This window comes from Streptomyces sp. NPDC026377 (genome assembly GCF_055567715.1).
Genome location: NZ_JBVHPV010000021.1, coordinates 27514 through 47761, shown reverse-complemented (window position 1 = coordinate 47761; position 20248 = coordinate 27514). Strand labels below are relative to the sequence as shown.

Below are 20248 nucleotides of genomic sequence, written 5' to 3'. Positions count from 1 at the left end.
CGCGGGGGGGGGGGGGGCCCCCCCCCGCCGCCCCCCCCGCCCCCCCCCCCCGGCGGCCCCCCCCCCCCCCCCCCCCCCCCCCCCCCCCCCCCCCCCCCCCCCCCCGGCGGGGCCCTCAGGCCCCGAACGCCTTCGGCTTCCCCTTGGCCGGCTTGGCGCCCGCCAGCAGGTGCGCCGGGACCAGATCCCGCGCGGGCTCGCTGTACCCCACCGAGACGATCGCGTCGCCGCGGTACGTGAACGACGTCAGCGAGGCGAGCGTGCACTGCCGCTTGCGCGGGTCGTGCCACAGCCGCCGCCGCTCCACGAACGAGCGCACGGTCCAGATCGGCAGCTGATGGCTGACCAGCACCGCCTCATGGCCACGGGCCGCGTCGCGGGCCGCGTCCAGGGCGCCCATCATCCGGACGACCTGCTCGACGTACGGCTCGCCCCAGGACGGGCGGAACGGGTTGGTGAGGTGCTTCCAGTTGGCGGGCTTGCGCAGGGCGCCGTCGCCGACGCCGAAGGTCTTGCCCTCGAAGACGTTGCCCGCCTCGATCAGCCGCGCGTCGGTGCCGAGGTCGAGGCCGTGGGCCTTGGCGATCGGGGTGGCCGTCTCCTGGGCGCGCTCCAGCGGGGACGCGGCCACGTGCGTGATGTCCCGGGCCGCCAGGTGCTCCGCGACCCGGTCGGCCATCTGCCGGCCGAGCTCGGAGAGGTGGAAGCCGGAGCGGCGGCCGTAGAGCACGCCGTCGGGGTTGTGTACCTCGCCGTGGCGCATCAGGTGGACGACGGTGAACTCGCTGTCGTGGGTGCTGTCACTCATGCGGTGGCCTCCGCGGCGGCACGGGCGGCGGCGGGCAGCGCGGCCGCGACGCGCTCGATCGCGCGCTCGTCGTGGGCGGTCGAGACGAACCAGGACTCGAAGGCGGACGGCGGCAGGTAGACGCCGTTCGCCAGCATCGCGTGGAAGAAGGCGGTGAAGCGGAACGCTTCCTGCTTCTTCGCGTCCTCGTAGTCGCGGACCTCGTCGGGGGTGAAGAAGACGGAGAACATGTTGCTCGCCGTCTGGACCCGGTGGGCGACGCCCTCCTTGCCGAGCGCGTCCGAGACCAGCTGCTGGATCTGCGTCGACACCGCGTCGACCTTCTCGTACGCGGCGTCGTCGAGCAGCCGCAGCTGGGCGAGGCCCGCGGCGGTGGCGACCGGGTTCCCGGAGAGGGTGCCCGCCTGGTAGACGGGGCCGGCCGGGGCGAGGTGGGCCATCACGTCCGCGCGCCCGCCGAAGGCCGCGGCCGGGAAGCCGCCGCCCATGACCTTGCCGAAGGTCATCAGGTCCGGCCTGACGCCGTCGACGCCGTACCAGCCGGCCCTGCTGGTCCGGAAGCCGGTCATGACCTCGTCGGAGATGAAGAGCGCGCCGTTCTTGGCGCAGGCGGCCTTGAGCCCCGCGTTGAAGCCCTCGGCGGGCGGGACGACGCCCATGTTGCCGGGCGATGCCTCGGTGATCACACAGGCGATCTCGCCCGGGTGGGCGTGGAAGGCCGCGTGCACCGCGTCCAGGTCGTTGTAGGGCAGGACGATCGTGTCGCCGGCCTGGGCGCCGGTGACGCCCGGGGTGTCCGGCAGGGCGAACGTGGCGAGACCGGAACCGGCGGCGGCCAGCAGCGCGTCGACATGACCGTGGTAGCAACCGGCGAACTTGATGACCTTGGCGCGGCCGGTGAAGCCGCGGGCGAGCCGGATCGCGGACATGGTCGCCTCGGTGCCGGACGACACCAGACGGACCTGCTCGACGGGCTCGATCCGCTCGACGATCTCCTCGGCGAGCGCGACCTCGCCCTCACCCGGCGTACCGAAGGAGGTACCGCGCGCGACCGCCGCTTGGACGGCCCCGACCACCTCGGGGTGCGCGTGCCCGAGGATCATCGGTCCCCACGAACACACCAGGTCGACGTACTCGCGCCCGTCGGCGTCGGTCAGATAGGGCCCCGTACCCGACACCATGAACCGGGGCGTACCGCCCACGGCGCGGAAGGCACGGACGGGGGAGTTCACGCCGCCGGGCGTCACAAGGGACGCGCGGTCGAATAGCGTCTGCGAAACTGGGGCGTCGTATTCGTACGGATAGCTCACACAGCCATGGTGGCAGAGGCCCGGACGTTCTTGCGGACAGGTGTTTCACCGCACCCCGGTGGGGGAGGTCACTGACACGATGATCGGGTTGCGCGGCGGGGGTCGCGCCGTCTACAAAGCAGTCGGGCTACAAGCAATCGGGTGAAAGATATGCATCGCGGTGGCGGACTGGGCGAGGGGACCGATGACCGGGGTCCCGAACGCGCCCGTCGGCGGGGACGGCACCGGCGCGACGCGGAGGAACGGGTCGAACGGATCGAACGCATCGACCGCGTCACGAGTCCGGGAAACGGGAGTGGCCGAGTGGGGGTGACCTACAAGTACTTCGGCGCGCCCGATGGAGCCACCGCGGCCCGGGTGCCGATCTCGATGCGCCCCGAGGAGCTGGGCGGCGACGAGCTCGGCATGGGCGGCATGTTCACCAAGATCAAGCCGGAGACGGTCGCGGCGATGGTCCTCACGGGCATCCAGGGCATACCGCTGCACAGGGTCCCCCCGCTGGAACTGGTCGTCCTCCACCCCGACTACGCGGTGGTCAAGCTCCCGATGACGGTGGTGGACCCGCTGCGGGGCGTCGGCGAGGAGACGGTCGGCGCGGCGGCCTTCATCTGGTCCACGGTCCCGGACCGGGGCGGCCCGCGCGACGCCTTCAACGTCTACCAGCTGCTGCACGAGTGGCAGGACTTCTCGGTGCGGCTGCATGAGGCGGGGCATCAGCCTTATTGCTTGGTGTGGCCGTGAGCGGCCGCGCCGGCTCCCGCTAGTCCCTTTCCGCCTCAGCCCCTTCCCGCCTCAGCCCGCCCCCTCCTTCGGACGCCTTACGGCGGCGGGCGCGGCACGCCTTCGCACACCCCTGGAGCTTCCTCCACCCCCGGCCGCAGCTGCGATGTATATAACCCCAAAGCCTCTGTATGCGCGGCCTGAACTGGCCTATCTTGTCGCACATGCAGTCCTACACGATCGGCCAGGCCGCCCGCCTGCTCGGGGTCAGCCCCGACACCGCACGCCGCTGGGCGGACGCGGGGCGCGTCGCCACCCACCGCGACGACAGCGGGCGCCGTCTCATCGACGGCCGCGACCTGGCCGCGTTCTCCGTCGAGGTCGCCAAGAGCGGCACCGGCGAGGACGACGTTCCGTACACCTCCGCCCGCAACGCCTTCCCCGGGATCGTCACCGCCGTGAAGCTCGGTGACGTCGCCGCCCAGGTCGAGATCCAGGCCGGGCCCCACCGGCTCGTCTCGCTGCTCACCCGGGAGGCCGTCGAGGAGCTGGGGCTTGAGGTCGGCGTGCAGGCCACCGCCCGTGTGAAGTCGACCAGCGTGCACATCGATCGCGCTTAGCGGCCCGTTCGCTCGCTCGTCCATTCGCGTACGTCTCGTACCTCTCGTACGTCCGTCTTCCAGCGGCGTCGCCGTCACCGGCGCGGCTCGACACCGGAGGAGTTCGTCCCATGGCCCCCATGGCCCCCTTCCCCACCCGCCGCCGGGCCGCGGCCGCCGTCCTCGGCGCGGCCCTGCTCGTCCCCCTCGCCGCCTGCGGCAAGGACGACGACACGAGCGACCCGGGCGCCACCGAGGTATCGGCGGTGAAGCTGACCGTCCTCGCCGCCGCCTCGCTCACCGATGTGTTCAAGCAGGCGGGCGCCACGTACGAGAAGGAGCACCCCGGCACCCGGGTCACCTTCTCCTTTGCCGGGTCGCAGGAGCTCGCCGCTCAGGTCAGGCAGGGCGCCCCCGCCGACGCCCTGGTCACCGCCGACGCCAGGACCATGGACGGTCTGAAGGCGGACACCGGCGCCCCGACCGTCATCGCCAGGAACAGGCTGGTCATCGCGGTCGGCAAGGGCAACCCGAAGCAGGTGGGCGCGCTCAAGGACCTGGCCGACACCAAGCTGAAGGTCGTGCTCGCCGCGCCCGAGGTGCCGGTGGGCCGCTACAGCAAGAAGGTGCTGGACGCGCAGAAGATCACGGTCAGGCCGGTCTCGCTGGAGCCGAACGTACGGGCCGTCCTGACCAAGGTCGAGCTCGGTGAGGCCGACGCGGGCATCGTCTACAAGACGGATGCCGCCTCCGCCTCCGGCAGGGCCGACGCCGTGGAGATCCCGGACGCCCAGAACGCGGTCGCCCAGTACCCGGCCGCCACGCTGAAGTCCGCAAGGAACGCCGCCGAGGCAGACGCCTTCGTACGGTGGCTCAGCGGCCCCGAGGCGCAGAAGATCCTCAAGGACGCGGGCTTCCAGAAGCCGTGACGCCCCTGCGGGGGCGGCCCGTTGTTCACGGGGGCGCGACGGGCCGCCCCGCACTACCCCCAGGAAGCCGCGATGAAGAACAGCAGCCGGCCGCGCCGCTGGAACGGGCACGCCCGCCCCGGCGGTCTGCGGGCCCCCGTCACGCTCCTGGTGCCCGCACTGCTCGCCGTGGCGTTCCTGCTGATGCCGCTCGTCGGCATCCTGGCCCGCGCCTCGTGGGGCGACCTCGGTACGCATCTGGGCAGCCCGGGCGTCACCGAGGCGCTGAAGCTGTCGCTGCTCGTCTCGTTCTGGGCGCTCGGCCTCTCCCTCGTGCTGGGCGTGCCGCTGGCGTGGCTCCTCGCGCGCGTGGACTTCCCCGGCAAGGCGCTGGTGCGCTCGCTGGTGCTGCTGCCGATGGTGCTGCCGCCGACCGTCGGCGGGGTGGCGCTGCTGCTCTCCTTCGGGCGGCGCGGGCTGCTCGGGCCGTGGCTGGAGGACACGTTCGGCGTCACGCTGCCGTTCCACACCTCGGGCGCGGTGGTGGCCGCCACCTTCGTGGCCATGCCGTTCCTGGTCATCAGCCTGGAGGGCGCGCTCGGCGGGCTGCGCCCCGGCTACGAGGAGACGGCGGCCTCGCTCGGCGCGTCCCCGTTCCGGGTCTTCCTCACCGTCACGCTGCCGATGGTCGCGCCCGGACTGGCCGCCGGGGCCGCGCTGACGTGGGCGCGCGCGCTGGGCGAGTTCGGCGCCACGATCACCTTCGCGGGCAACCTCCCCGGCACCACCCAGACCCTCCCCCTCCAGGTGTATCTGCTGCTTCAGAACTCCCCCGAGGCCGCGACCTCCGTCTCCCTGCTGCTCCTCGCGATCGCGATGGCGGTGCTGGTCGCGCTGCGGGGCCGCTGGACGGGCGGGGGGGTGCGGTCCGGGGCGGGGCGTGCCGGGGGCGTACGTAGCGGGGCGGTGCGTTTCGGGGCCCACCGTTCCGCTTCCGGGCCTCCCGCCTCCGAGCCCCCCGCCCCCGGACTTCCCGCCTCCGGGCCTCCCGCCTCCGTACGGAGGGTGGACGAGGGCCGGGCGGGCGCGTACGCGTACGAGTCCGAGCAGCCCGTCGCCGCCGACGCCTCCACCCTCCCCGTCCCCTCGGCTGCGTGGCCGCTGCACGCCCAGGTAACCGGGTTCACCGAACTGACCCTGGACGCGGCCCCCGGCACCACCATCGCCGTCGTCGGCGAGAACGGCGCGGGCAAGACCACCCTCCTGCGCGCCCTCCTGGGTCTCACCCCACGCGCGCGTGCCGTACTGCGCCTGGGCGACCAGGACGTCACCGGCCTCCCGCCGCACCGGCGCGGGGTCGCCTGGGTCCCGCAGGACGGGGCGCTGTTCCCGCACATGACGGCCCTCGCCAACACGGCGTACGGGCTCCGGGCCCAGGGCGTCGCGCGCGCCGAGGCCCGGCGGCAGGCGCAGGCGTGGCTGGACCGGCTCGGCGTGGGCCACCTCGCCCAGCGCAGGCCCGGACAGCTCTCCGGCGGCCAGGCCCAGCGGGTCGCGCTGGCCCGGGCGCTCGCGGCCCGGCCCCGTCTGCTCCTGCTCGACGAACCGCTCGCGGCCCTCGACCAGACGACCCGCGCCCGCGTCCGGCACACCCTGCGCACCCATCTCGACGGTTTCGCCGGGGTCTGTCTGATCGTCACCCACGACCCGGTCGAGGCGGTGTCGCTGGCGGACCGCGTCCTCGTCCTGGACGCCGGCCGCGCCCTCCAGGACGCGCCGCCCGCCGAGGTGACCCGCCATCCGCGCTCCCCGTGGGTGGCCCGGATGCTGGGCCGCAACGCCTGGCCGGGCGAGGCCGGGGCGGACGGGCTCGCGCTGACCGGCGGCGGCCGGATCGTGGCGGCCGAGCAACTGCCCGCCGGAAGCCGCGCGTTGGCGATCATCGCGCCGGAGTCGGTCTCGGTCCACCGCGACCGGCCCGGCGGCAGCCCCCGCAACACCTGGCCCGGCACGGTCCGCGAGATCACCGCGTCCGGCAGCCGGCTGCGCGTCCTGATCGGCTCGCCGGACGCCCCCGACCTGGTCGCGGAGATCACCCCGGAGGCGGCGGCCGAGTTGCGCCTGTCGGAGGGGACGGCGGTCTGGTCGAGCGTGAAGGCGACGGAGGTCACGCTCGTCCCGCTGTAGCCCGGGGGCAGGGCCGAGGCCCAGGTCAGGGGCGGTGTCAGTGGCCGCCCCTAGACTGGCGGCCCGACTTCATTCGCGTACGTGACGTGATCGCGAGCGGGCGCGTACGGACCGTGCGCATGGCCCGTGCGCATGGACCATGTGTACGAACCATGTGTACGGACCGTACGTGCGGACAGGGCCACATCCGGGGGTCTGGCCGGTGACAGGGCCGGACGCGGTCATGGGCACGGACGCGGTCACGGGCGCGGACGCGGGCGCGGGTTTGGACACGGACATGGGCTTGGACATGGGCAGGGGCAGGAGGTGGCGGTGATGAAGCTGACCGGCTCGTCGGGCGAGGCGCCCGCCGATCCGTCCCCCGAGGTGCTCGGGGAGGCGGCCGGGGTCTTCGGGCTGCTCGCCTCGCCCGCGCGGCTGCACATCGTCTGGGCGCTCAGCCACGGTGAGTCGGACGTGACCGGGCTCGCCGAGCGCGTCGGCGGGGCGCTGCCCGCCGTCAGCCAGCACCTGGCGAAGCTCAAGCTCGCCGGGCTGGTCCGCTCCCGCCGCGAGGGCCGCCGGGTGGTCTACCTGGTGGCCGACCCCGAGGCGGCCGAGCTGGTGCGCTGGCTAGTGGCCCACCTGGGCGACCGGGTGGGGCCGGGAGTGCGGGCGACTCCGGGACTCGTCCGTGACCTGGGCGCCTGAGCGGCGGGACCCGCTACAGGCGGTGTGCGCGCCCGACTCCGGGCCGCGCGCTGCTGAACGCTGACGCCGACGCCCGCCTCGCGCGCGCCGACGAGAACGCGCTGCCCGCCCCGCGCACCCCCTCCCGGCCGCTCCTGGGGTCAGCCCCCGCCCCGCCCCTTCCCTAAACCCTCCGGGGGCCGAGGGCTGCGGCCCGGTGGGGGCTGCGCCTTCGGCATCTGGGTCACCTGTCGGCCGGTGGGGGCTGGTCGCGCAGTTCCCCGCGCCCCTGAAGCCCTGGGCCTCCGGCCCGGGCCCCTCCTGAACCGCGCCCTGAAGGGGCCCGGGGACCCCCCACCGCCCCGCAGACAAAACCGGGCCCCGAAGGGGCGCGGGGAACTGCGCGAGCAACTCCCACCGCCCCGCAGACAACCACCGGGCCCCGAAAGGGCGCGGGGAACTGCGCGAGCAACCCCCACCGGCCCGCAGACGAACCCCGGGCACAACAGGGGCGCGGGGAACTGCGCGGCCGGCCACCCCCAACCCGCAGACGAACCCCCGGCCCCAAGCCCCCCCCACCGCGACGCCGATGTCACCCCCGCCACCTACAGTCGACCCCATGGACACCCCCCTCTCCCCCATCACCCTCACCCCCTGGTCCCCCGACGACCTCCCCCTCCTCCACCACTCCAACTCCCCCGCCATGACCGCCCACACCGGCGGCCCGGAGGACGACGAGAAGCTGACGGCCCGCCAGCAGCGCTATGTCGCCCTCAGTGCGCGCGACGCCACCGAGGGCCGCATGTTCCGGATCTCGCTCACGGAGAGCGGCGAGGCCGTCGGATCCATCGGGTACTGGCCGCGCGAGTGGCAGGGCAAGGAGGTCTACGAGACGGGGTACGGGATCCTGCCCGAGTTCCAGGGGCGCGGGCTCGCCCTCGCCGCCCTGGTGGCCGTGGCCCAGGCCGCCCGCGAGGCCGGCGGCCCCAGGGAGCTGCACGCGTACCCGTCCGTGGACAACGCCGCCTCGAACGGCGTTCTGCGCAGGGCGGGCTTCCACCTGCTGGGCGAGGTCGAGTTCGAGTACCCGCCGGGCCACCTGATGAGGTCCCAGGACTGGTGCCTGGAACTGACGGCGCCCCGGGCGTGAAGCGCTACCCCTCCCTCACACGGAGCAGCCCCCCGAGCGGGAGGCGGTCACCCTCACACGGGACAGCCCCCCCGAGCGGGAAGCGGCACCCCGCCCCTCACCCCAGCGGCTTGTTGAAGTTGAACGCCGTGACCGCCATCCGCTCCCGGAAGTAGAAGCGGTGCGCGTCCGTCCGGTGCGTCCCGGAGTCCAGGTTCAGGGACGTGCACCCGGCGGCCCGCGCGATCGCCTCCAGATGGGCGAGGAGCGCGTGGCCGACCCCCCGGGACCGCGCCGCCTCGGCCGTCACCAGGTCGTCCACGTACAGCTTGCGCACCGCGACCGTGGTGGCGACGATCCGCCACCCGGCCGCGCCCACGCACACCCCGCCCTCGCCGTACGCCGGGGAGTACGCGGCGGAGAAGCGCAGCCCCTGCCCGTACCCCTCGGCGTAGATCTCGCGGAACAGGTCCTCCGTGAGGTGCGGACGCAGTTCGCGCAGGACGGGCAGCAGGTCGTCCGTCAGGCGCGGATCGCCGGGCTCAAGGTCGATGATCTCCATCAAGGCACTGTAGGCACACCGCTCGACGCGTGACCAGCGCCGCCCCGGGACCCCCTCACCGAGCCCCCGACCGAACGGGCCGCGCCCACATGATCGGCTCTTGTCCCACCGCCGGGCACGCCCTAGAGTCCTAGCGTCCTTGCGCCCTAATGGGAGTTCTGCGGACAAGCATTAGCCAAACGTCAGTCAGCCCAGGGGGGATTCCGTGCTGCTTGCCCAGATCAGCGATCTGCACCTCGACGGGGGCGCGCGAGCCGCCGAGCGCGCCGCGCGGGTTGTCACGTACATCAACGCGATGCACCGCCGCCCGGACGCCGTCCTCGTGACCGGCGACATCGCGGACCACGGCAGCGCGGCCGAGTACGCCGAGGCGGCCGAGCTGCTCGCCCGTATCGACGCGCCCGTCCTGACCTGCCCCGGCAACCACGACGACCGCGCCGCGTACCGCAAGGGCCTGCTCGACCTGCCGGGCGGGCCGGGCGGCACGGCCCAGGACCCGTACGCGCCGGTCAACCGCCTGCACCGAGTGGGCGGTTACGCGATCCTGATGTGCGACTCGACGATCCCCGGCGAGGACGGGGGCGTCCTGGAGGACACCACCCTGGAGTGGATCGCCCGGACGCTCGACGGGCTCGGCGACACCCCGGCGCTGATCGCCTTCCACCACCCGCCGACCGTGATCCACCACGAGTACCTGGACTCGATCGGCCTCGCCAACGCCGACCGGCTGGCCGAGATCCTGACGGAACGCGGCCAAGAACGCGGCGCCCAGGGGCACACCCCGGCGCCCGCCGCACCCGCCGCGCCCCCTGTGCCCGCCCTCCTCGTGGGTCACGCCCACACCTCCGGCGCGACCACCTTCGCCGGTCTTCCCCTGCTCGTCGCGCCGGGCGTGACATCGACGCTGCGGATGCCGTGGGAGGCCGGAGAGGGCCTGGTCAACATCGTTTCGCCGCCCGGCGTCGCCTTCCACTTCCTCGACGGGGACCGGCGGATCATGACGCACTTCCGGGTCGTGGAGCACCCGGGCGGCCATCACATCGAGTAGAGCCGAGCCGCGCGGGACGCGAAGGCCCACCGGAACGCACTTGACCGGTGGGCCTTCTTCACGGATATTTATCTGCGTAGCGCAGACTTTGCGGGGCGCAGCTCCTGCGGGGCATGCGCCCTATAGCGTCACCGCGAGCCACTTCCCCGCTCCCGCCCCCTTGGCCTTCCTCACGCCCTTCCACCCCCTCGGCCCTTTCTCCGGCCCCCTCGCCCCTCCTCGTCCCCCTCGCCCCCTCTGCCTCGTACGCATCCGCACCCCCTCACAAGGAGAATCCCCATGACCGTCCTCGTCACCGGCAGCCGTGGCACCGTCGGCTCCACCCTCATCGCCCGCCTCCACGCCGCCGGCACCCCCGTGCGCGCCGCCTCCGCCGCCCCCGAGAAGCTCGATCTGCCCCCGGACATCGCGGCCGTACGACTCGATCTCGACGACCCCGCCACCTTCCCGGCCGCGCTCGCCGGGGTGGACCAGGTCTTCCTCTACGCCAACCCCGCCCACATCGGCGCCTTCCTCGCCGAGGCCCGGGCCGCCGGAGTCGAGCACATCGCGCTGCTCTCCTCCAGCTCCGTCCTGTACGCGGGCGCCGAGGACAACCCGATCGCGCACCACCACCTCGCGGTCGAACAGGCCCTGAAGTCCTCGGGCATCGACGCCACGCTGCTGCGGCCGGGCGCCTTCGCGGGCAACGCGATGGGGTGGGCCTGGTCGGCCAAGGCCACCGGCACCGTCGCCATCCCCTACCCCGGCACCCAGGCCAGCCCCATCCACGAGGCGGACGTCGCCGACGCCGCCCACGCGGTGCTCGCCGAACCCCGGCTGCGCGGCGCCGCTTACCACCTGACCGGCCCGGAATCCCTCAGCGCCATCGAGCAGATCGCCGTCATCGCCGCCGCGACCGGCCGCGAGATCGCCGTCGAGACGGTGAGCCCCGAGGCGTGGAAGGAGTCGATGGCGGCGTACATGGACAGCGCCGTCGCCGACGCGCTGCTCGCCTACTTCGCCGCCTACGACGGCCGCCCCGACACCGTCACGCGCGGCGTCGAGGAACTGACGGCCCGTCCGGCCCGTACGTTCGCGAGCTGGGCGGCCGAGAACGCCGACGCGTTCCGGCCGTAGGCCGCGGGCCGGGGGCCGCGCCCGGGCCGTGAGGCTCGGCCCGGGACCAACGGGCTCGGCCGGGACCAGGCGGCCAGGCCCGGCCAAATACGTGGCTACCACCCACCCCCCGATGGCATCCTGACCTCGTGAACGGACCGGAGATCCACTGTCGATTCGCCGCCGAGCTGCACCTCTTCGTCCCGGCGGCCCGCCGCGCGGGGCCCACGGCCGTCGTCACGGACGGCTCCTCCACGCTCGGCCACGTCGTCGAGTCGCTCGGCGTGCCGCTGACCGAGATCGGGCGGCTGCTCGTGGACGGCCACGAGGTGCCGGTCTCGCACGTCCCGCGCGCGGGAGAGAGCGTCGAGGTGTGCGCCGTCGACCGCCCCCAGCAGGTGCCCGGCGCCCCGCTCCGCTTCCTCCTCGACGTCCATCTCGGCACCCTGGCCCGCCGGTTGCGGCTCCTCGGCGTCGACGCGGCGTACGAGAGCGAGGACATCGGCGACCCCGCCCTCGCCACGCTCTCCGCGACCGAACAGCGGGTGCTGCTCTCGCGGGACCGGGGGCTGCTGCGGCGCCGCGAGCTCTGGGCAGGCGCGTACGTCTACAGCCACCACCCCGAGGAGCAACTCCGGGACGTACTGGAGCGGTTCGCTCCCGTGCTCGCCCCATGGACCCGCTGCACCGCCTGCAACGCGGCGCTGCGGGTGACGGACAAGGACTCCGTGCACGCGCTCCTGGAGCACGGGACGCGCAGCGCGTACGACGTCTTCGCCCAGTGCACGGCGTGCGAGCGCGTGTACTGGCGCGGCGCCCACCACGCCAGGCTGGAGGCGATCGTCGAGGAGGCGATGGCGGAGTTCGGCGGGGCGACGACGGCCCCCGGCCCCTGACGCCGGGCGGACGTCCGATCAGACGATCAATCAGACGGCCGACCACACAACCACACGGCTGACCAGACGACCGGTCAGACCGCGATCAGAGGACGTGCGGGTCGCGGCTGTTCACAGCCGGCCGCCCCTGAGCCGCTCGATCTGCGCCCCGGAGAGCTCGACCGTACGCCGCATATGGGCGATGAGCAGCTCGATCTCGCTGTCCTGGTACGCGTCGAACATCTCGAACCACGCCCCGTTCAGCTTCCCCCACACCGCGCCGAACTCCGCCATCCGCTCGGGCACCGCCTCCACCAGCACCTTGCGCCGGTCCTCGGTGTCGCGGCGCCGCGTGACGTATCCGGCCCGCTCCAGACGGTCGACGAGCCGGGTGGCCGAACCGGTGGTCAGCCCGGTCAGCTCCGCGATCCGCCCCGTGGTGACGGGCTCCGGCTCCAGCCCCAGCAGGTTGAGGCACTGGAGGTCGGTGGGGTGCAGTCCCAGACGGTCCGCGAGCGCCTGGTTGAACAGGGCGTACGACGCCATGTAGCGGCGGGACGCGGCACCGAGCTCGGTCATGAGACGGGCCCGGCCCTCCTTCTTCTGCGGCATGCAGCAATTGTACGACGCAGCGGCAGCGTACGGCCCGTACCCGGCGGGGCGCGGCGGACGGAGCCCCGCTCAGTACGCGTACTTGTCCCCGGTGGCGGGTGCCAGCACCCGGTGTGTGTTGTTGCCCGGGTTGCGGTCGCCCGCCCCGCCGCTCCAGGAGGTGTTGATGTTCACCACGATCTCGGCCGGGCTGCCCGCGATCCGCAGGTCCAGCGCGATCGGCCGCCCCGCCCCGGCCGCCCGCATCGCACCCGTCGAGCACAGCACGGTCTCCGTACTGCCGCGCAGACACCCCGGGGGCAACGGCTCGGCGCCGATGAGCGGCGAGGAGAACCGCAGCCGGAGCGTGGCGTCCGGGACGGCGGTCGGCCCGTGGTTCGACGGCTCGACCCAGACGCCGACGCGCCCGGACCAGAGGGAGATGTGCCCGTGGTAGGAGATGTCGGCCTCGGCGCCGGACGGGGCCGCGGCGACGGCGCCCGGGTCCAGAGCGGCCGGAGCCGCCGGGGCCGGGGAGCCGGGAGTGGCCCGCGCGGCCACCGAACCCGTGGCCGCGACCGCACCCGCCGCCGCCCCCGACCCCGCCGCGGTCCTCGGGCCCACGGGCACGGCCCCGGCGCCCGGACGCGCCACGGGATCACCCACGGCCCCCTGCGCCACGCCTCCCGGCGCCACACCTCCCCGCGCCGCGCCGCCATGCGCCACTCCCGCCGAAAGCGACAGCGACAGCCCGCACACCGCCGGCGCCGCCAGCACGGCGGCGGCGACCGCCGACAGCCCCCCGAACCGCCTGAACACCTTGAACTGCTTGAACCGCTCGAACCCCCTACGCATCCCAGCCATGACCGGAAGATACCTTTAGCGGCTTATATTCCCGGGTTGCCACCCCGAAGCGTGCGACGCTGGCCGCATGCTCGTCGCCCGCTCCTTGCTCCTCTTCCTCCTCGCCGCCCTCTGCGAGATCGGCGGGGCCTGGCTCGTCTGGCAGGGCGTCAAGGAGCACCGGGGGCTGCTGTGGATCGGCGCGGGTGTCCTCGCGCTCGGCGTGTACGGGTTCGTGGCGACGCTCCAGCCGGACGCCGAGTTCGGGCGGGTCCTCGCCGCGTACGGAGGGGTGTTCGTCGCGGGCTCGCTGGCCTGGGGCGCGGTCGCCGACGGATACCGGCCGGACCGCTGGGACGTCACCGGCGCGCTGGTCTGCCTGGCCGGGATGGCGGTCATCATGTACGCCCCGCGCGGCCACTGAGACGTGCCGGACGACCACCGCGAGGACCCACGCGACGACCGACACGACGCCCCGCGCCAGGGCCCGCGCGGCAGCGCGCCCGGCCGTCCGCCGCCAGGCCCCGGCGCCCGGCCCCCCACCGCGCCCGTCCTATCCTGGCCGCATTCCGATCATTCGCGCGAGGAGTACGCCATGACCGCCACCGGGACCCCCATCGCCGTCGTCACGGGCGCGAGCAGCGGTATCGGCGCCGCCACCGCACGGCAGCTGGCCGCCGCCGGTTACCGCGTGGTGCTCACCGCGCGCCGCAAGGACCGCATCGAGGCGCTGGCCGCCGAGATCAACGAGGCGGGCCACCAGGCCACGGCGTACGCCCTCGACGTCACCGACCGCGCGGCCGTCGACGCCTTCGCCGGCGCCTTCCGCACCATCGGCGTCCTCGTCAACAACGCGGGCGGCGCGCTCGGCGCCGACCCCGTCGCCACCGGCGACCCGGCCGACTGGCGCCAGATGTACGAGACGAACGTCATCGGCACGCTCAACGTCACCCAGGCCCTGCTCCCCGCCCTCGACGCGTCCGGCGACGGCACGGTGGTCGTCCTGTCCTCCACGGCCGGGCACGGCACGTACGAGGGCGGCGCGGGCTATGTCGCCGCCAAGAACGGCGCCCGGGTCATCGCCGAGACCCTGCGCCTGGAGATCGTGGGGCGCCCGGTGCGCGTGATCGAGATCGCGCCCGGCATGGTGAAGACGGAGGAGTTCGCCACGACCCGCTTCCGCGGCGACGACGAGAAGGCGGCGAAGGTCTACGCGGGCGTGGCGGAGCCCCTCACCGCCGACGACGTGGCGGACACGATCACCTGGGCGGTCACCCGCCCCCCGCACGTCAACATCGACCTCCTGGTGGTCCGCCCCCGAGCCCAGGCCTCCAACACGAAGGTCCACCGGGAGCTGTAGCCGGCGAGGCCGGACCCGGGAGGCCCAGGCGGCGCGGGGGCCCCAGAGCTGCGGGGCGGGCGGTCGGACGGCACCCGGCCACCCGGCTCCCCCGAGCGCCCCTCAGCCCTCCGCCCCTCAGCCCTCCGCCCTTCAGCCCTTCAGCCCTTCAGCCCTTCAGCCCTTCACGCAAACGACCTGCTTCAGCTTCGCGACGACCTCCACCAAATCCCGCTGCTGGTCGATGACCTGCTCGATCGGCTTGTACGCGGCCGGGATCTCGTCCACGACGCCCGAGTCCTTGCGGCACTCGACGCCCCGCGTCTGCTCTTCGAGGTCCCGGGTGGTGAACGCCCGCTTCGCCGCGTTCCGGCTCATCCTGCGGCCGGCGCCGTGCGAGGCGGAGTTGAAGGACGCCGGGTTGCCGAGGCCCTTCACGATGTACGAGCCGGTGCCCATCGAGCCCGGAATGATCCCGTAGTCCCCGGAGCCGGCGCGGATCGCGCCCTTCCGGGTGACCAGCAGGTCCATGCCGTCGTACCGCTCCTCCGACACGTAGTTGTGGTGGCAGGAGATGACCTCGCCGAACGTCACGTTGGCCTTCTTGAACTCGCGCCGGACCACGTCCTGCGAGAGCGCCATCATGATCGCGCGGTTGTGCTTGGCGTACTCCTGCGCCCAGAAGAGGTCGTTGCGGTAGGCCGCCATCTGCGGGGTGTCCGCGATGAACACCGCCAGGTCCCGGTCGACCAGACCCTGGTTGTGCGGCAGCTTCTGGGCCTCGCCGATATGGAAGTCGGCGAGCTCCTTGCCGATGTTCCGGGAGCCGGAGTGCAGCATGATCCACACCGAATCGTCCGAATCAAGACAAAATTCCCAAAAGTGGTTTCCCCCGCCAAGCGTCCCCATCTGCTTGACCGCCCGCTCCTGCCGGAACTTCACCGCGTCCGCCACTCCCCCGAACCGGCGCCAGAAGTCGTCCCAGCCCGCCGTGGCGAAGCCGTGGAGGCGGGAGGGGTCCACCGCGTCGTCGTGCATCGCGCGGCCGACCGGGATCACCGCCTCGATCCTGGAGCGGAGGCGGGAGAGGTCACCCGGGAGGTCGTTCGCGGTCAGGGACGTCCTGACCGCGGACATCCCGCAGCCGATGTCGACGCCGACCGCGGCCGGGCAGACGGCCCCGTGCATCGCGATCACCGAGCCGACCGTCGCGCCCTTGCCGTAGTGGACGTCCGGCATCACGGCCAGGCCCTTGATCCAGGGCAGCGTGGCGGTGTTGCGCAGCTGCTGCATCGCGCCCTCGTCGACCGCCGCCGGGTCCGCCCACATCCGGATCGGGACCCGCGCGCCCGGTACCTCTACGTACGACATGATTCCTCGTTCCCCCGAGACTCCCGTATCTCCCGTGTCTCCACAGTCACCCGCATTGAGTGATTTGACCGGTTTTCCCGAAACAGCTCTTTGCGCCATCATGCGCCTGGTGCGCAAAAACCGTCACCAAGGGCCACAAACAGGACAGTGGACCGGCGTTCACGGCAGCGCGTGCGATAGACATTGTGTCCAGCCGCCGCACTGCGGCGGCAACAGCTTTTCTCCCGAAAGGAGCCTGGGAACCGTGCAGCGAAAGGCGTACGTGCCCGGTGTGGCTCTCCTCGTGGCGCTGGTCGCGGGCTGCTCCTCGGGCTCCGGCACCGACGGCACCACCACGGACTCCAAGGCGGGCGTGCCCAAGGCGGCCGCCGCGCCGCCCGGGCGCTACCGCACGCTGCCCGAGCCGTGCCGCGCCGTGAACAAGAGCGTCCTCAAGGACATGCTGCCGGGCGCCGCCGAGCTGCCGGACGACCAGCGGGCGAAGGCGTACGCGGGGGCCGCCGAGCTCACGTACGACACGGACCGGCGGGTGGGCTGCCGCTGGAAGGACGAGGCGCCGGAGGGCGTGCACCGGCTGTACGTCGACTTCGAGCGGGTCGTGTCGTACGACCCGGCCGTCAGCGACGACGACCGGGCCAAGGCCGTCTACGGGAAGAAGGAGTCGGCCGCCAAGCTCACCGGCCCGAAGGACGGCGGCAGGGACGCCACCCGCCCCGGCGGAACCGGCGGCAGCACCGGGCCCGGCTCCGGCAAGTCGGGGACCAAGCCGGGGACGCCCTCCGGCAAGCCGGTGACGCCCTCCGCCAAGCCCTCCGCCGGGCTGCGCGTCCAGAACCAGGCCGCCTCCCCCGCCACCCCTCCCGCCTCGTCCACCCCGTCGGCCTCCGCCACCCCGCCCGCCTCCACCCCGGCCGGGCTCCAGCCGCGTATCCTCACCGGGCTCGGCGACGCCGCGTTTCTGGACGACGCGCTCACGGCGAGCGGGTCGGCCGCCCAGCGCCGTACCGTCACCGTCGTCTTCCGTACGTCCAATGTGATCGTGACCGTCGAGTACACGGAACAGCCCACCGGCTCGGACGCCGGCCTCCCCGACAGCCAGGAACTCCAGGAGAAGACCCAGGTCCTGGCCGCCAAGCTCGCCGAGCTCTTCGGCGAGTGAGCCCGCCGGGCCGCCCGGGCGGCCCCGACACGCGACCAGCCAGCAGCGATCAGCCAACAGCGACCAGCGACCAGCGAAGGAACGCGTAGAACCATGCACCGACCCGCCCCCGCCACCGCCCCGCGCACGCGGCTCGCCCGTGTGCTCGCCTGCGCCGCCGTCCCCGTGATGCTCGTCGCCGTCGGCTGCTCCTCGGACTCCGGCGACGGGGAGAAGAAGGACTCGGGCGCCTCGTCCTCGGCGGCGACGCCCAGCGGCAAGCAGTCCGCGTCGCCGTCGGTGGCCCCGGCCAAGTACGCCAAGCTGCCCGACCCGTGCAAGGCGCTGTCGGAGAAGACCATCGACCGGCTCGTGCCGAAGGCGAAGTCGAAGTCGGGCACGGCGGGCAAGTCGACGGACGCGGCCTCGCAGGGCACCTGCTCGTGGAACGGGCTGGACGACAAGGGCGTGAAGGGCTCGCAGTACCGCTGGCTGGACGTCTCGTTCAAGCGGTACGGCTCGGACACGGCGATCGGCAGCGGCGACCAGCGCGCGGCGAAGGAGTACGCCCGGCTGCTGGCCTCGACGAAGGCGACGGACGGCGCCAAGAACGTGAAGGCGGCGCCGGTCGAGGGCATCGGCGACGAGGCGACGGCGGTCAGCTACGACCTGCACAAGACCGACGAGGACTTCAAGTACGCGGTGATCGTGGTGCGTACGGCGAACGCGGCGGTCGTGCTGGACTACAACGGCGCGGGCTACCAGGGCGCGGACGCGCCGGACGCGGATGATCTGATGAAGGACGCGCAGAGCGCGGCCAAGGAGGCGGTGGCCTCGGTCGTCACCGCCAACGGGGGCGGGCAGTAGGGGCTGCCGGACGGGACCGCCAGACCGCCAGAGCGGGAAGCGGCCGGTAACGAGCCGGGCTCGATACGGAGTCCCGCCCTCCCCTGTGGGTGGGACCCGCGTATCCATGTGCCAGGCTTTGCGCGCCGGTTGTCGACAACGGAGGGGGATCGCGGGTGGCCGCGACGGAGCTGACGCGCACGCATCGCATACTCATCGGAGTGGTGGTCGCGGGCGCGGTCGTCATTGCCGGGATCGGGTTCGCGGGTTCTTACGCGGCGGTGCGCGCCCTCGCGGAGAAGAAAGGTTTCGGGAACTTCTCCCTCGTCTTCCCGATCGGCATCGACGCGGGGATCTGCGTGCTCCTCGCGCTCGACCTGCTGCTGACCTGGATCCGCATCCCGTTCCCGCTGCTGCGGCAGACGGCGTGGCTGCTCACCGCCGCCACGATCGCCTTCAACGGCGCCGCCGCCTGGCCCGACCCGCTGGGCGTCGGGATGCACGCGGTGATCCCGGTGCTGTTCGTCGTCGCCGTCGAGGCGGCCCGCCACGCGGTCGGGCGGATCGCGGATATCACCGCCGACAAGCACATGGAGGGCGTGCGCCTCACGCGCTGGCTGCTCTCGCCCGTGCCGACGTTCCGGCTGTGGCGCCGGATGAAGCTGTGGGAGCTGCGCTCGTACGAGCAGGTCATCAAGCTGGAGCAGGACCGGCTCGTCTACCGCGCCCGGCTCCAGGCCCGCTACGGCCGCGGCTGGCGCCGCAAGGCGCCCGTGGAGTCGCTGATGCCGCTGCGGCTCGCCCGCTTCGGCGTCCCGCTGGCCGAGACAGGCCCGGCGGGGCTCGCCGCCGCCGGGATCGAGCCGACGCTGCTGCCGACGGCTCCGCCGGTGACGCCCGTGATGAGCGCTGCCCCGCAGCCGGTGGAGCTTCCGGCGGGGCCGGGCGGCGCGGCTTCGGCCCAGTCCCCGGGTCCCGCTCCGGCCCCAGCCCCGGCCCCGACTCAGGGTGTGCCCGCGCCGGTGCCGCAGCAGGGATATGCCGCCCATGGGCAGCAGGCCCCGCACCAGGAGCCGGAGCCCCAGTCGGCTGCGGGTCCGGCTCCCGATCCGGCTGTGGAAGAGGTCGTTCCGGTCGAGAGCCCCTGGTTCGCGGCGCAGCAGCTGTCCCAGGAGGCGTACGAGGGTACGTACGACCCCCAGTACGTCGAGGGGCTTGAGCCCACCCCGGTGATGGTCCCGGCGGGTCCGGGGCGTACCCGCCCGATGGGCAGCGCGACGGAGCAGCAGGCGCCGGTGTACGCGGAGGAGGCGACGCCGGAGGACGTGGCGTTCGCGGACATGGCGTACAAGGTCTTCGTGGAGTACGTGAACGAGCGCAGCGACTATCCGACCGTCGAGGCGCTGGAGATACACCTCGCGGACGGGCAGGGGGTGTCGCATCCGCGGGGGGCGGGGTTGCTGCGGCGGCTGATGCCGGAGTTCAAGCAGCGGTATCACGCGGAGCTGGAGGCGGAGCACATCGCGTAGGGGGGCCGTGGGGGCCGTTGTCCGCCTACGGGCCGGTGCGGCCGGGGGCCGTACAGCCCCCGCACCCCTGAAGCCCCGGGGCTGCGCCCCGACCCCCCTCTTTCGCCTGCGGACCGTGCTCGGACGCTCGCGCAGTTCCCCGCGCCCCCAAGCACTGCGGGGCTGCGCCCCTACACCCGTCTTTCGTCCGCGGCCCGGCGGTGGCTGGTCGCGCAGTTCCCCGCGCCCCTGAGCACCACGGGGCTGCGCCCCTGTGCCCCTCTTTCGCCTGCGGACCGTGCTGGCTTGCTCGCGCAGTTCCCCGCGCCCCCAGGCACCCAGGGGCGCGGGGAACTGCGCGCTCAGCCACAGACAACCCGCAGACGACCACCGGCCCCCGAAGGGGCGCGAGGAACGGCGCGGGGAACTGCGCGACCAGCCCACCACCGCCCCGCAGCCAAACACCCGGCCGGCCCATTTAGGGGCGCGGGGAACTGCGCGACCAGCCCACCACCGCCCCGCAGCCGAAGTCCGGGCCCTGAAGGGGCGCGAGGAACTGCGCGACCAGCCACCCGACGACCCGCACACAAACACCCGCCCGGCCCGTTCAGGGGCGCGGGGAACTGCGCGACCAGCCCACCACCGCCCCGCAGCCGAAGTCCGGGCCCTGAAGGGGCGCGGGGAACTGCGCGACCAGCC

The 20248-nt window shown here is 73.4% G+C and carries 20 protein-coding genes; 14 read left to right on the top strand and 6 right to left on the bottom strand.

The window, feature by feature from the left end; genetic code table 11:
- Positions 1 to 115: 115 nt before the first annotated feature.
- Entirely contained in the window at positions 116 to 808 is a 693-nt protein-coding gene (locus ACZ4MU_RS31140) for a histidine phosphatase family protein (protein ID WP_467882892.1), read from the bottom strand.
- Positions 805 to 2118: a glutamate-1-semialdehyde 2,1-aminomutase gene (gene hemL, locus ACZ4MU_RS31135; protein ID WP_467882891.1), complete on the bottom strand. Its 1314-nt coding sequence runs from the start codon at positions 2116 to 2118 to the stop codon at positions 805 to 807. Before hemL ends, ACZ4MU_RS31140 begins: the two co-directional genes overlap by 4 nt.
- A gap of 150 nt (positions 2119 to 2268) precedes the next feature.
- Here hemL and ACZ4MU_RS31130 point away from each other — a divergent pair, with 150 nt between their 5' ends.
- The 6 genes from ACZ4MU_RS31130 (at position 2269) to ACZ4MU_RS31105 (ending at position 8351) form a co-directional block, all read left to right on the top strand.
- Complete coding sequence (locus tag ACZ4MU_RS31130; RefSeq protein WP_467882944.1) at positions 2269 to 2859, top strand: hypothetical protein; 591 nt, start codon at positions 2269 to 2271, stop codon at positions 2857 to 2859.
- 203 nt (positions 2860 to 3062) lie between these two features.
- Entirely contained in the window at positions 3063 to 3458 is a 396-nt protein-coding gene (locus ACZ4MU_RS31125) for a TOBE domain-containing protein (RefSeq protein WP_467882890.1), read from the top strand.
- 119 nt (positions 3459 to 3577) lie between these two features.
- Entirely contained in the window at positions 3578 to 4366 is a 789-nt protein-coding gene (gene modA / locus ACZ4MU_RS31120) for a molybdate ABC transporter substrate-binding protein (protein WP_467882943.1), read from the top strand.
- Positions 4367 to 4438: 72 nt separating this feature from the next.
- Complete coding sequence (locus ACZ4MU_RS31115) at positions 4439 to 6532, top strand: ABC transporter permease (RefSeq protein ID WP_467882889.1); 2094 nt, start codon at positions 4439 to 4441, stop codon at positions 6530 to 6532.
- 321 nt (positions 6533 to 6853) lie between these two features.
- Positions 6854 to 7222: an ArsR/SmtB family transcription factor gene (locus ACZ4MU_RS31110; protein WP_467882942.1), complete on the top strand. Its 369-nt coding sequence runs from the start codon at positions 6854 to 6856 to the stop codon at positions 7220 to 7222.
- Positions 7223 to 7820: 598 nt separating this feature from the next.
- Positions 7821 to 8351, top strand: coding sequence for a GNAT family N-acetyltransferase (locus ACZ4MU_RS31105; RefSeq protein WP_467882888.1), 531 nt, complete (start codon positions 7821 to 7823; stop codon positions 8349 to 8351).
- A 97-nt stretch (positions 8352 to 8448) separates the two neighbouring features.
- On the opposite strand, the gene ACZ4MU_RS31100 is transcribed toward ACZ4MU_RS31105, so the two are convergent.
- Positions 8449 to 8892, bottom strand: coding sequence for a GNAT family N-acetyltransferase (locus tag ACZ4MU_RS31100; RefSeq protein WP_467882887.1), 444 nt, complete (start codon positions 8890 to 8892; stop codon positions 8449 to 8451).
- A 205-nt stretch (positions 8893 to 9097) separates the two neighbouring features.
- Here ACZ4MU_RS31100 and ACZ4MU_RS31095 point away from each other — a divergent pair, with 205 nt between their 5' ends.
- From ACZ4MU_RS31095 to ACZ4MU_RS31085, 3 genes are all read left to right on the top strand, one after another.
- A complete protein-coding gene (locus tag ACZ4MU_RS31095; RefSeq protein WP_467882886.1) occupies positions 9098 to 9940 on the top strand; it encodes a metallophosphoesterase in 843 nt (280 codons plus the stop codon).
- Positions 9941 to 10219: 279 nt separating this feature from the next.
- Complete coding sequence (locus ACZ4MU_RS31090; protein WP_467882885.1) at positions 10220 to 11059, top strand: NAD(P)H-binding protein; 840 nt, start codon at positions 10220 to 10222, stop codon at positions 11057 to 11059.
- A gap of 128 nt (positions 11060 to 11187) precedes the next feature.
- Positions 11188 to 11934 (top strand): Mut7-C RNAse domain-containing protein, encoded by a 747-nt coding sequence (locus ACZ4MU_RS31085; RefSeq protein WP_467882884.1) that lies wholly within the window; start codon positions 11188 to 11190, stop codon positions 11932 to 11934.
- A 111-nt stretch (positions 11935 to 12045) separates the two neighbouring features.
- Here the strand turns inward: ACZ4MU_RS31085 and ACZ4MU_RS31080 are convergent, their stop codons facing one another.
- Both ACZ4MU_RS31080 and ACZ4MU_RS31075 read right to left on the bottom strand, forming a co-directional pair.
- Positions 12046 to 12525, bottom strand: coding sequence for a MarR family winged helix-turn-helix transcriptional regulator (locus tag ACZ4MU_RS31080; RefSeq protein WP_467882883.1), 480 nt, complete (start codon positions 12523 to 12525; stop codon positions 12046 to 12048).
- Between the two features lie 69 nt (positions 12526 to 12594).
- A complete protein-coding gene (locus tag ACZ4MU_RS31075; RefSeq protein WP_467882882.1) occupies positions 12595 to 13368 on the bottom strand; it encodes a hypothetical protein in 774 nt (257 codons plus the stop codon).
- Positions 13369 to 13435: 67 nt separating this feature from the next.
- Between ACZ4MU_RS31075 and ACZ4MU_RS31070 the strand changes: the two genes are divergently transcribed.
- On the top strand, positions 13436 to 13771 hold the full coding sequence (locus ACZ4MU_RS31070; RefSeq protein WP_467882881.1) for a YnfA family protein: 336 nt from the start codon (positions 13436 to 13438) through the stop codon (positions 13769 to 13771).
- A 171-nt stretch (positions 13772 to 13942) separates the two neighbouring features.
- Positions 13943 to 14707: an SDR family NAD(P)-dependent oxidoreductase gene (locus ACZ4MU_RS31065; protein ID WP_467882880.1), complete on the top strand. Its 765-nt coding sequence runs from the start codon at positions 13943 to 13945 to the stop codon at positions 14705 to 14707.
- Between the two features lie 156 nt (positions 14708 to 14863).
- On the opposite strand, the gene ACZ4MU_RS31060 is transcribed toward ACZ4MU_RS31065, so the two are convergent.
- Positions 14864 to 16057 carry an RtcB family protein gene (locus ACZ4MU_RS31060; protein ID WP_467882879.1) on the bottom strand — a complete coding sequence of 398 codons (1194 nt, stop codon included), beginning with the start codon at positions 16055 to 16057 and terminating at the stop codon, positions 14864 to 14866.
- Positions 16058 to 16301: 244 nt separating this feature from the next.
- On the opposite strand from ACZ4MU_RS31060, the gene ACZ4MU_RS31055 reads away from it, so the two are divergent.
- From ACZ4MU_RS31055 to ACZ4MU_RS31045, 3 genes are all read left to right on the top strand, one after another.
- Complete coding sequence (locus ACZ4MU_RS31055; protein WP_467882878.1) at positions 16302 to 17216, top strand: DUF3558 domain-containing protein; 915 nt, start codon at positions 16302 to 16304, stop codon at positions 17214 to 17216.
- 93 nt (positions 17217 to 17309) lie between these two features.
- Positions 17310 to 18062: a DUF3558 family protein gene (locus ACZ4MU_RS31050; RefSeq protein ID WP_467882877.1), complete on the top strand. Its 753-nt coding sequence runs from the start codon at positions 17310 to 17312 to the stop codon at positions 18060 to 18062.
- Between the two features lie 155 nt (positions 18063 to 18217).
- Positions 18218 to 19570, top strand: coding sequence for a DUF2637 domain-containing protein (locus ACZ4MU_RS31045; protein ID WP_467882875.1), 1353 nt, complete (start codon positions 18218 to 18220; stop codon positions 19568 to 19570).
- Positions 19571 to 20248: the final 678 nt, after the last annotated feature.

What these genes read in the sequence shown, in the direction of transcription:
- ACZ4MU_RS31140 (WP_467882892.1), bottom strand. Translation starts at nt 808, where the DNA reads ATGAGTGACAGCACCCACGACAGCGAGTTCACCGTCGTCCACCTGATG.
- ACZ4MU_RS31130 (WP_467882944.1), top strand. Translation starts at nt 2,269, where the DNA reads ATGCATCGCGGTGGCGGACTGGGCGAGGGGACCGATGACCGGGGTCCC.
- ACZ4MU_RS31125 (WP_467882890.1), top strand. Translation starts at nt 3,063, where the DNA reads ATGCAGTCCTACACGATCGGCCAGGCCGCCCGCCTGCTCGGGGTCAGC.
- modA (WP_467882943.1), top strand. Translation starts at nt 3,578, where the DNA reads ATGGCCCCCTTCCCCACCCGCCGCCGGGCCGCGGCCGCCGTCCTCGGC.
- ACZ4MU_RS31115 (WP_467882889.1), top strand. Translation starts at nt 4,439, where the DNA reads ATGAAGAACAGCAGCCGGCCGCGCCGCTGGAACGGGCACGCCCGCCCC.
- ACZ4MU_RS31105 (WP_467882888.1), top strand. Translation starts at nt 7,821, where the DNA reads ATGGACACCCCCCTCTCCCCCATCACCCTCACCCCCTGGTCCCCCGAC.
- ACZ4MU_RS31100 (WP_467882887.1), bottom strand. Translation starts at nt 8,892, where the DNA reads ATGGAGATCATCGACCTTGAGCCCGGCGATCCGCGCCTGACGGACGAC.
- ACZ4MU_RS31090 (WP_467882885.1), top strand. Translation starts at nt 10,220, where the DNA reads ATGACCGTCCTCGTCACCGGCAGCCGTGGCACCGTCGGCTCCACCCTC.
- ACZ4MU_RS31080 (WP_467882883.1), bottom strand. Translation starts at nt 12,525, where the DNA reads ATGCCGCAGAAGAAGGAGGGCCGGGCCCGTCTCATGACCGAGCTCGGT.
- ACZ4MU_RS31075 (WP_467882882.1), bottom strand. Translation starts at nt 13,368, where the DNA reads ATGGCTGGGATGCGTAGGGGGTTCGAGCGGTTCAAGCAGTTCAAGGTG.
- ACZ4MU_RS31070 (WP_467882881.1), top strand. Translation starts at nt 13,436, where the DNA reads ATGCTCGTCGCCCGCTCCTTGCTCCTCTTCCTCCTCGCCGCCCTCTGC.
- ACZ4MU_RS31065 (WP_467882880.1), top strand. Translation starts at nt 13,943, where the DNA reads ATGACCGCCACCGGGACCCCCATCGCCGTCGTCACGGGCGCGAGCAGC.
- ACZ4MU_RS31060 (WP_467882879.1), bottom strand. Translation starts at nt 16,057, where the DNA reads ATGTCGTACGTAGAGGTACCGGGCGCGCGGGTCCCGATCCGGATGTGG.
- ACZ4MU_RS31050 (WP_467882877.1), top strand. Translation starts at nt 17,310, where the DNA reads ATGCACCGACCCGCCCCCGCCACCGCCCCGCGCACGCGGCTCGCCCGT.